Consider the following 10,938-nt stretch of genomic DNA (forward strand, 5'->3'; position numbering starts at 1 on the left):
CACATCAGGCAGGCCCGGCGCCGGCCGGAAACCGGATGCCACGGCGTCCACCGGACGACGTCGACGACTGTTCGTGTTCGTGGCGCTGCTGGTGGTATGCGTACTCCTGGCCGGGAGCTACGGGCTGTATGTGGCCCACCGCGACGCGACGGACCCGCGCCGCTCCGGATCACCGGCCGGGACGGCCGGCACGGCCCCGCTGACCGGCGAACCGAAGATCGTTTTTCGGAGCACGGCCCGGGACTCCTCCTACGGCCGGGTGGCGATGGTGCCGCTGAACAGCCCCGCCGGCTCCCGGGAGGTCACCTCGCTGACGTGTGAGCGGGTGGACATCGCCGGTGACACCGGTCTCTGCCTCGGCGCCGAACGCGGCGTGGTGACCACGTACAAGGCGTACCTGTTCGGTCCCGACCTCCGTCCGGTCCACAGCTTCCGGGTGGCGGGTGAGCCGAGCCGGGCACGCCTGTCCCGCGACGGCCATCTGGCCGCGGTCACGGTGTTCGTCTCCGGGCATGCCTACGCCGGCCCGGCCTTCTCCACCGCCACCACCCTCTACGACGTCCGCAAGCAGCGCGAGCTGGGTAGTCTCGAGCAGTTCGCGATCTTTCGGGACGGCCAGCGGATCAACCCGGCGGACCAGAACTTCTGGGGTGTGACGTTCGCCTCGGACGACGACACCTTCTACGCGACGTTCGCGACCGGCGGCACCACCTACCTGGTCCGGGGCAGCGTCCGGGCCCGGCAGGTGCACACGCTCACGACCAACGTGGAGTGCCCGTCGCTGTCCCCCGACGGCACCCGGATCGCCTTCAAGCAGCGGGTGGCCGCCGACGGCGGCCCGGTGCGCTGGCGGGCGACCGTGCTCGACCTGAAGACGATGCGGCGCACCGAGCTGGCGGACCAGCGCAGCGTCGACGACCAGATCGCCTGGTTCGACAACGACACGGTCGTCTACGGCCTGCCGCGGGACGGCAGCGCCGCCTCGATCACCGATACCTGGGCCGAGCCGGCGGACGGTTCGGGCGCGCCGCGCATCCTCGTCCCGCAGGCATGGTCGCCGGCCCTGTTCCGCTGAGCGGGCGCCCCGGGCCGGACGTGCCGGGCATGCCGTTCGCGGTGGTTCCGTTCGTGGTGGTTCCGTTCGCGCTGGTTCCGGTCATGGTCGTCTCGCCGGGGCTGTTCCGGCCGCGGCCGCGCTGGTCACGGCTGGGTTGGCTGGCCCGTCGCCTTCGGCCGTCGCGGCCGGCTGGTTCGTCGTCCTCGGTTGTTGGGGCTGACTGGTTCGTCACAGCCGTTGATCTTGTCGGAAGCCCCGGGCAGGCCACTATCATGGCCCTCCAGTGTGCCGCGAGTGGATCGCGGCACGCCCGAAGGTGACAGCTCGATGATGCGCGTCACCCTCCCGACCGGTAATTCCCCTGGTGGGTGCCGCCCTGTTCACGCGGCCGCCCCGCGTTATCGCCTGTGAGCCACGTCGCCTGTGAGCCACATCTCTGTACACCACGCTATTCCGGTATGCAATGTCATTCCGATACGTTCTGGTGGGCCATGTCGTTCTGGTAGGCCATGTCGACCGGGGGAAAAGCTCCGGCGGCCAGCGCCCCGGAGCCGGTCAGAACCAGATGCCGGTCAGAACCAGATGTCGATCAGAACCAGGTGCCGGTCGAAAGGCAGGTAGGGGATCGCATGTCAGTCGAGTCCGTCGATCAGCCACTGGCCCGTAAGCAGGTGACGGCCGTCCCGGTCGAAGCCTGCCGCTCGTGTGGCGGGCCGCGGCCACGCCCGTTCCTCTCCCTGGGGCGGACACCGATCGCCAACCGGCTGCTGCGGCCCGACGACCTCGCCGAGCCCGAGCCCGTCTTTCCCCTCGAGATCGGTTTCTGTGCCTCCTGCGCGCTGGTCCAGCTCACCCACGCCATCCCGGCGGAGGAGATTTTCGGCGCCGGTTACCGGCCCTTCCCGTCGTCCGGGGACACGCCGCGCCGAAATGCGGACAGGCGTGCCAGGGAAATCATCGCCGGTCGTGCTCTCGGCCCCGACAGCCTGGTCGTGGAGATCGCGAGCGGTGACGGGTGCCTGCTGCGGGCGTTCGCCGAACGCGGGATCCCGGTGCTCGGCATCGAGCCGTCACCCGCACTCGCGTCCGCCGCCCGCGCGATCGGCGTGCCGACCCGTACGGAGTTCTTCGACGCCGGGCTCGCCCGGTCGCTGGCCGCCGAGGGGCTGCGGGCGGACGTCATCATCGTCGACAACGTGCTGGCGCACCTCCCCGATCCGAACGGCTTCGCCGAGGGCATGTCCGTCCTGCTCGCCGATGACGGGATCGTCGAAGTGGATGACTCCGGGGTCGGAGCCCTGCTCGACCACACCGGGTTCGACGCCGTCGACCATGATCGTTCCTGTTATTTCTCCACCATCGCCGTGGACGCGCTGATGCGCCGTCACGGTCTGCGCCTGACGGACGTGGAGGAGTTCCCCGAGCATCCCGGCGGCATCCTGCGCTGGCGGCTGAGCCGGGCCGGAAGACCCGGCCCGGGGGTGGGCAGGCGCCTTGACCGTGAACGTGCCGCCGGCCTGGACACCTTCGACCGGTACGCGAGTTTCGCCGACGACGTGCGCGAGTCACAGGCCGAGCTGCTCACCCTCCTGCACGAGCTGCGCGCGCACGGGCGGAGCGTGGCCGCCTACGGCGCCGCGGCCAAAGGCGCCATGCTGCTGAACTCCAGCGGTATCACCACCGATCTTGTGCAGTACGTCGTCGACCGCAACGTCGACAAGCAGGGCAAGTACATCCCGGGCGCGCGTACGCCGATCCTCGACCCGGCCGTGCTGGCCCAGCGCCAGCCGCACTACCTGCTCCTGCTGGCCTGGAACGTCAGAGACGAGATCATGGATCAGCAGGCGGCGTTCGCCCGCAGGGGCGGCAAGTTCATCGTCCCGGTTCCTCGTCCGGTTGTGTGTTAGTTGTCTTTTTGTCTTTTTGGCTGTGGGTAGCTCCGTGCCAGGCGAAGGCGCCATGTGGGGGCGGCCGGGCAGGGATGCCGGGTGAGGTGGCGGACGGGGGATGGCGGGCCGCGCGTCCCGGCCCCGATCGGTGATCCACGTTTCCGTGGCCGGGCGCCGGTGCCGTCGGACGCCGTTGCCGCCGGAGCCGGTTGTGTCGGTGTGGCCGGTTGCGGCGGCCACGCCTTCCGCACGTCCATTACTTTGCGTGACTGAATGATTTCTTCGGCGGGTTCCGCTGCCGCGGAAACACGTGGCGGACGCGCCGTGTAGTTTCAATGCTTGAGGACGGTGGGGCCACCGGCTTTCTCGCCCCCGGGGGTGCCCGCCGTTCCAGCGATCTGGAAGGTCCGGGAGGTCTCAGGGAATCCAGGGGGCTGTAATGTCTGCGCAGGACAGGTGCTACGGGGGTGTCCGCGTCCGCCAGCTTTTCGCGTTTTCCTATGATCTTGTATTTTCTCGTGGCCCGAGGAGGACGTTCCGGTGACCCGGGCCGCCTGGCCGCGCGCGGAAGCCGAGCGCGCGCTGCCCAGAATCTCGCCGTTCCGGCTGCTCCGGCGCCGGTGGCTGGTGATCATCCTCGGGGCGGTCGTCGGTGCCGTCTGCGCGCTGGCCGTCAGCAAGCAGCGGGACGAGCGTTTCGAGGCGACCGGCCGGGTGTTCCTGGGTGCCTCCCAGGCGCTACCCAGCAGTGATCATCTCGACGCCGCCCGGATCGTCCAGACCCAGGCCCAGCTCGCCGGCTCCACCGTGACGCTCGATCTGGCCGCCAAGCAGCTGGGCCTGCCGCGGCGGGAGGTGGCCGAGCGGCTGACGATCACCGCGTCCGAACGGGGCGACTTCTTCACGATCACCGGCAGGGGCGATACCGAGCAGCGGGCGACCGGTCTCGTCCAGGCCGTCGAGGCCGCCTACCAGCAGCTTCTCACCCAGCAGCAGGCGGCCGGCGGCGGGACGGCCCGTTCGCTGACGGAGCTGCGTGACGAGATCTCCCAGAACCTCCGGAGGCTGGCGGCGCTGCCGAGGACCGCGGACGGCCAGACGCTGGCCACCCAGGTCGCCACCCTCAACGCGCAGCTCGCCGAGCTCAACCGGCAGATCCCGCAGGTACAGGCCACCGGCACGCCGGCCGCGGTGACCCTCGCCGAGCCCGCTTCCCCGGTCGGGAAGGTCGCTCCGAAACTGGCGCGCAACACGCTCGTCGGCGCCCTGGCCGGCCTGCTGCTGACGGTGGCCGGGCTCTGCGCCACCTACCTGCGCCGCCCGACGGTGCTCGACGCCGGGGACGCGGCCGACGTCCTGGGTGCTCCGCTGATCGCGAGCATTTCCGGCGGGCGGGGCAACGACCTGCCGGCCGGCCGGCTGGTCGCCGCCATGGCCTCCGTGCTGGCCCCGACCGGCAAGGTCATCGCACTCACCCCGGCCGGCCGGGGTGACCTGGCGCCCGACCTGGTCACGACGGTGGCGGCGAGCTGGTCGGACGACCAGGGGATCGTGCTGATCCTGGACGCCTCGCCGGAGCCGGACATGCGCGGGGCCCTGGAGCGTCTGCCACCCGCCGTGTCCAGCGAGCTGCCCCGGTGGGCCCACGAGCCGACCTGCATGGCGCGTTCGTCCGGTGCCGGCAGCGGGCATGTGCTGTACAACCGGGTCGCGCAGGCCCGGGCGGCCCGCCCCGGCGGTCTCGTGCCCATCCTGGCCGACCGGGCACCGGTCGTCGATCTTGTCATCGTGCTGACACCCCCTCTTGTCGATCTTCCGATGACGGCGGCGTCCGCCATGCAGGCGGATGTCGTCATCGCGGTCGCGACCGGCCGGACGCGGATCAGGGAGCTCTCGCGGGTCCTGCGGGACTGGCCGGCCCTGGCCGAACGCCTGGTGGGTGTGGTGCACGACGGACGGCCCGGCACGCGCCGGCCCGCTGGCCGTGGTGCCGCTGACAGCGGCTTCGGCGTGTCACGGGTGGCCGCGTCACCCGTGGTCGTGCCTCGTGCCGCCGCACCGTCGGGCCTGTCGCGGGAGGACGCGGCTTCCGGCTCCGCCGACAGCGCGGCCGGCCACGGCGGGGCACCGGCGGCCCCGGCGGGCCCGGCGGCTGGGGCGGGCCTGCCGCTGGCGGACATCGCGCGCCGCGCGACGGTCGACGCGGAGGCCACCGACCGCTACGCCCGCCCCGGCGGCAAGCAGAGCTGAGCCCGTCCACCGGCGGGCCCACGGAGGTGGCTCGGAGCGGCCGATTCTCCGGCACGTAAAATGGCGGAGAACGCGGTTGTGTACGCCGGGCTTGTGTACGTGGGGTGGCTGGTAGTTCGGGCGCCGTCCCATGGGGAACAGCCCGGTACGCCAGCAGTGACCCGCTCCGTGACGCTGTGTCCTGTGTGCAGTTTGTCGTTCGTCTGTAACGTGCGCTGTTCCCGAGAGGTTCGGACGCTCCTATGACCCTCGCCCCGCTGTTGGACGCTCTTACCGTCACTCCGGGTGCGGATCCGGCCCTGGCGCGCGCGGTCGCCGCGGTCGGTGAGCCCCGGCTGGACCTGTCGGCCCCGGCCGCGCTGCGCCCGTTCGCCGCCGCCGCGCTCGCGGTCCGGGCCGGCCGGCCGGTGCTGGCCGTCACCGCCACCGGGCGGGAGGCCGACGATCTCGCCGCGGCGCTGTCGAGCCTGATCGATCCCGACACGGTCGCGGTGTTCCCGAGCTGGGAGACCCTGCCGCACGAACGGCTGTCCCCGCGGGCCGACACGGTGGGGCTGCGCCTCGCCGTGCTGCGGCGGCTGGCCCACCCCGGCAGCACCGGCCGGCCGCCGTTGTCGGTCGTGGTGGCGCCGATACGGGCCGTCCTGCAGCCTCAGGTCGCCGGTCTCGGGGATCTCGAGCCGGTGACGTTGGCCGTCGGCGACAGCGCCGACCTGGGGGAGGTCGTGGACCGGCTTGTCGGGGCCGCGTACCACCGGGTCGACCTGGTGGAACGGCGTGGCGAGATCGCGGTGCGCGGCGGCATCCTCGACGTCTTCCCACCGACCGAGGAGCATCCGCTGCGGGTGGAGTTCTTCGGCGACGAGGTCGAGGACATCCGGCCGTTCTCAGTGGCCGACCAGCGGGCGCTGTCCGGCCCGTCCGGCGGTCCGTCCGGCGGCCCGAGCGGCGGCCCGAGCGGCGGGGATGGCCGGGACGCCCGGCCGCGGCTGTTCGCGCCGCCGTGTCGCGAACTGCTGCTCACCCCACCGGTCCGGGCCCGTGCCCGGGAGCTGGCACAGGCGCATCCCGAACTGCTCGACATGCTCGACATGATCGCGGACGGCATTCCGGTGGACGGTATGGAGGCGCTCGCGCCGGTGCTCTGCGACGAGATGGTGCTGATGCTCGACGAGCTGCCCGCCGGCACGCATGTGCTGGTGTGCGACCCGGAACGGGTCCGGGCCCGGGCCACCGAACTGGTGCGCACGAGCCACGAGTTCCTGGAGGCGTCCTGGAGCACGGCCGCCGCCGGCGGCAGCGCCCCGATCGATCTCGGCGCGGCGGCCTACCGCTCGATCGCGCAGGTGCGCCAGCGGGCCACCGAGATCGGCCTGCCGTGGTGGTCGGTCGGCCCGTTCGGCGGCGGCGTCACCGCCGACGGCCTCTCGGGCGGCGACCGGCCCGGGAGCGGCGGCTCCGGGGGTGGCGCGGGCGGCGACGGCCGTCCCGGCGACCACCAGGTGTGGGGCGCCGCCAGCGGCGAGGATGCCTTCGACGACCACACGGTGATCTCCAGCCTGCGGCCGGCCACCGCCTACCATGGTGACACCGCGCGGGTGCTCGCGGACATCAAGGGCTGGCTCGCCGGCTCCTGGCGTGTCCTGCTGGTGACCGAGGGGCATGGCCCCGCCCAGCGGCTCGTCGAGCTGCTGCGGGACGCCGACCTGGGCGCCCGTCTCGCCGAGGACGCCGACCTCGCCCGTGGCGTGGCCACGGTCACCTGCGGCCAGCTCGGCAGCGGCTTCACCAGCGACCTGCTCGGCATCGCCGTCCTGACCGAGGCGGACCTCGCCGGCCAGCGCGGTGTCACCACCCGTGACATGCGCCGGATGCCGCACCGGCGCCGCAAGGGCATCGACCCGCTCGCGCTGCGCGCCGGCGACCTGGTCGTCCACGACGCCCACGGGGTCGGCCGGTACATCGAGATGGTGACCCGGACGGTCGCCGGCGCCACCCGCGAGTACCTCGTCCTCGAGTACGCGAAGGGTGACCGTCTGTACGTCCCGACCGACCAGCTCGAACAGGTCACCCGTTACGTCGGCGGCGAGGGCCCGAGCCTCGACCGGATCGGCGGCGCCGACTGGGCGAAGCGCAAGGGACGCGCCCGCAAGGCCGTCAAGGAGATCGCCGGCGAGCTGATCCGCCTGTACAGCGCGCGGATGGCCGCGCCCGGGTACGCCTTCGGCCCGGACACCCCGTGGCAGCGGGAGCTGGAGGACGCTTTCCCGTTCCGGGAGACCCCCGACCAGCTCTCGGCCATCGAGGAGGTCAAGGCCGACATGCGCAGACCCGTCCCGATGGACAGGGTCATCTGCGGCGACGTCGGCTACGGCAAGACCGAGATCGCGGTCCGGGCGGCGTTCAAGGCGGTGCAGGACGGCAAGCAGGTCGCTGTTCTCGTCCCGACGACACTGCTCGTCCAACAGCATTTCCAGACGTTCTCCGAGCGGTATGCCGCGTTTCCCGTGAACGTACGGGCGATGTCGCGCTTCAATTCCGCGTCCGAGCAGAAGACGGTGCTCGACGGGATTTCCGACGGCACCGTCGACGTGGTGATAGGAACGCATCGGCTGCTGTCGTCCGCGTCCCGTTTCAAGGACCTCGGCCTGGTGATCGTCGACGAGGAGCAGCGCTTCGGCGTCGAACACAAGGAATATCTGAAGAAAATGCGGACCGCGGTGGACGTGCTCACCATGAGCGCCACCCCGATCCCGCGGACACTGGAAATGTCGATCACCGGTATCCGGGAGCTGTCGACGATCGACACCCCGCCGGAGGAGCGGCACCCGATCCTGACCTTCGTCGGGCCGAGCGACAACCGGCAGATCGCCGCCGCGATCCGCCGTGAGCTGCTGCGGGAGGGGCAGGTCTTCTTCATCCACAACCGGGTGGAGTCGATCGACGCGGCCGCGGCGAGGCTACGCGACCTCGTCCCCGAGGCCCGCGTCGCCACCGCGCACGGCCAGATGGGCGAGGACGCCCTCGAGCAGGTGATGGTCGCCTTCTGGGAGAAGAAGTTCGACGTCCTGGTATGTACCACCATCGTCGAGTCGGGGCTGGACATCTCCAACGCCAACACCCTCGTCGTGGAACGCGCCGACGTGTTCGGGCTGTCCCAGCTGCACCAGCTGCGGGGCCGGGTGGGCCGCGGCCGGGAACGCGCCTACGCATATTTCCTGTATCCGCCGGACAAGCCGCTCACCGAAACCGCGCACGACCGGCTCGCGACGATCGCCCAGCATTCCGACCTCGGTGCCGGAATGGCCGTGGCCATGAAGGACCTGGAGATCCGCGGGGCGGGCAACCTGCTCGGTGGGGAACAGTCCGGGCACATCGCCTCGGTCGGTTTCGACCTGTACGTGCGGATGGTCGGTGAGGCCGTCGCGGACTTCAAGGGCACCGCGGTCGAGGAGCCGCCCGAGGTCAAGGTCGAGCTCCCGGTGAACGCGAGCCTGCCGCACGACTACGTCCCCAGCGAGCGGCTGCGGCTGGACGCCTACCGCCGCCTGGCCGCCGCCGTCTCGGACGACGACATCGCCGAGGTCCGCGCCGAGCTCCTCGACCGCTACGGGACGCCGCCCGAGCCGGCCGAGAACCTGCTGGCGGTCGCCTCCCTGCGGGTGCTGGCCCGCCGGCACGGCGTCACCGAGATCACCGTGGCCGGCCGCCAGATCCGGTTCGCGCCGCTGGAGCTGCGCGAGAGCCAGACCATGCGCCTCCAGCGGCTGTACAAGGGGGCCGTGGTCAAGCCGGCGGTGCGCACGGTCCTGGTGCCGGTGCCGGCGGAGACCCCGCGTATCGGCGCCCGGCCGCTGCGTGACCGCGCCGTCCTCACCTGGGCCGCGGAGCTGCTGGCGGCGGTCGCCGGCGACTCGGTCGCGGCGGCGGCCACGGCCGCGTCCCGCTGATCCCATGCCCGCTGATCCCATGCCCGCTGATTTCGTGCCCCGCCGGTCCGCGGCCGGTTCCGGTGGATCTTCAACCGGGTGGGTGGCGAGGAGCGCGGACGCGGTGGGGGTTACGCCCACCGGTGGCCTGGCTGTGCGCGGCGGGCGGCGAGTCGGTACGGTCACAGCCGTGAAGCCCCGTTCTGCCGCTCGCCGCATCCTCGCCGGCGTGGCGTTGGTGGTCCTTACCGCCTCCGCGTGCACCACCCATGCCGGGTCCGCCGCCCAGATCGGCGATGACACGATCAGGACGTCGACCTTGCGTGACGTCGTCGACCGTGGCCTGGCCGTCAGCCGGTCGGCCGCCGCGGCCGATCCCGGCGCCGCCCAGAGCATCGCGCCGATCGAACGCACCGATCTGCAGCGGCGCGCGCTGACCACCCTCGTCCAGCTCGACCTGCTCGAGCGGGAGGCCCGCAGCCTCGGGATCACAGGGACCGACCAGGACCTCGACGCCTTCTACCAGGCGTACAGCGTGCTCGGGTTCGGCAGCGTCGCGGCCTTCGAGCAGCTGGCGGCGCTCGGCGGCATAGCCCGCCAGGACCTGCGCGTCTTCATCCGCTCCAACGCCCTGGAGTCGGCGATCGCGGACAAGCTGGCCCCGGTCACGGTCACGGACGCCACCAGGAAGCAGGCCCGCGACGAGTACGACAAGATCGTCGCGAAGTTCGGCGGACAGAAGAAGCAGATCTCGCTGAGCTTCGACCAGGCGCAGGGCTATCTCGTCCGGTCGCTGGCCGAGAGCCAGCGCAACCAGGCCGTGTACACGAAGCTGCGCGAGACCGCGGCCCGGGAATCGGTCTCGATCAACCCGAGGTTCGGCGCCTGGGACGCCGCCCAGCTCGCGGTGGTGGCCGCGGCCGTCTCGGTGGCGACAACCCCGGCGCCCGCGCCGTCGCTGGGCCCGGGACTCACGCTCACCCAGTGACCGTCCCCGTCCCGCCAGCAGTCCCGCCGGCCGCGCTGACCGATCCGGTCATGCTGGCCTGGCCGCCCGGGGTGACCGGAGCGGCCAGGTCGGCCGGGCCGGCCGAGGGGGCCTGGTGACCGCGAGCATCGTCGTCGTCGTGACCAGTCCCCGGGTCGCGCCCGGACTGCTCGACGTCGCGGCCTGGGACCTGCTGCGCGCCGCCGGCACGGTCTGCTGCGGGTCGGCCGACCATCCCCAGCGGGCTGCCCTCGCCGCGGCGGGCATCGCGGTCGAAGTGCTGGCGGACGCCGGCCAGCGGGCCGCCGTCACCGCCGAGGCGCTGCGCCGGCGCGCGCATGCCGACCCGTCCCGGCCCGTGGTGTGGCTCGCCGCGCCGGCTGCTGGGACCCTGCCAGCCGGCGAGACCCCGGGGGCTGATGGAGCGCTGTGGGCCGGTGGGGCCGAGCCAGGCGGGGAACACGGCCTGCTCGACGCGCTCGCCGCCGCGGCCGGCGCGGACCTCACCGTGACGGCCGTCCAGGGGTCGCGCGACCTGCCCGGCGCCAGGCTGCTGGACGCGGTCGCCGTGATGGACCGGCTGCGCGCTCCCGGCGGCTGCCCGTGGGACGCCGAGCAGACCCACACCTCGCTCGCCTCCTACCTGCTGGAGGAGGCCTACGAGGCGTACCAGGCGATCGAGGACGGCAACCACGCCGACCTGCGTGAGGAACTCGGCGACGTGCTCATGCAGGTGCTCTTCCACGCGAGGATCGCAGCCGAGGGCAACGGCTGGCCCGCCGGCCCGGACGACGCGGGGACACCCGGCACCGGGGCCGCCCCCGA

General features: G+C 72.3%; 6 protein-coding genes. All 6 read left to right on the plus strand.

Annotated elements, in window-relative coordinates:
• Window positions 1–1,075 (plus strand): hypothetical protein (locus tag AC5LUJ_RS02440; RefSeq protein ID WP_493464387.1); only part of this gene is annotated, 1,075 nt, incomplete at its 5' end.
• A 611-nt stretch (window positions 1,076–1,686) separates the two neighbouring features.
• The gene (locus AC5LUJ_RS02445) at window positions 1,687–2,964 is read left to right on the plus strand and encodes a methyltransferase domain-containing protein (RefSeq protein ID WP_250285405.1); all 1,278 of its coding nucleotides are present in this window, start codon (window positions 1,687–1,689) and stop codon (window positions 2,962–2,964) included.
• 522 nt (window positions 2,965–3,486) lie between these two features.
• Entirely contained in the window at window positions 3,487–5,196 is a 1,710-nt protein-coding gene (locus AC5LUJ_RS02450; RefSeq protein ID WP_493464388.1) for a YveK family protein, read from the plus strand.
• Window positions 5,197–5,438: 242 nt separating this feature from the next.
• Window positions 5,439–9,146: a transcription-repair coupling factor gene (mfd, locus tag AC5LUJ_RS02455; RefSeq protein WP_250285632.1), complete on the plus strand. Its 3,708-nt coding sequence runs from the start codon at window positions 5,439–5,441 to the stop codon at window positions 9,144–9,146.
• Between the two features lie 169 nt (window positions 9,147–9,315).
• Complete coding sequence (locus tag AC5LUJ_RS02460; protein ID WP_250285631.1) at window positions 9,316–10,113, plus strand: hypothetical protein; 798 nt, start codon at window positions 9,316–9,318, stop codon at window positions 10,111–10,113.
• Between the two features lie 115 nt (window positions 10,114–10,228).
• The coding region (locus tag AC5LUJ_RS02465; protein WP_493464389.1) for a MazG nucleotide pyrophosphohydrolase domain-containing protein at window positions 10,229–10,938 on the plus strand (710 nt) is incomplete at its 3' end.

This window comes from Protofrankia sp. CiP1_Cm_nod3 (assembly GCF_982290655.1).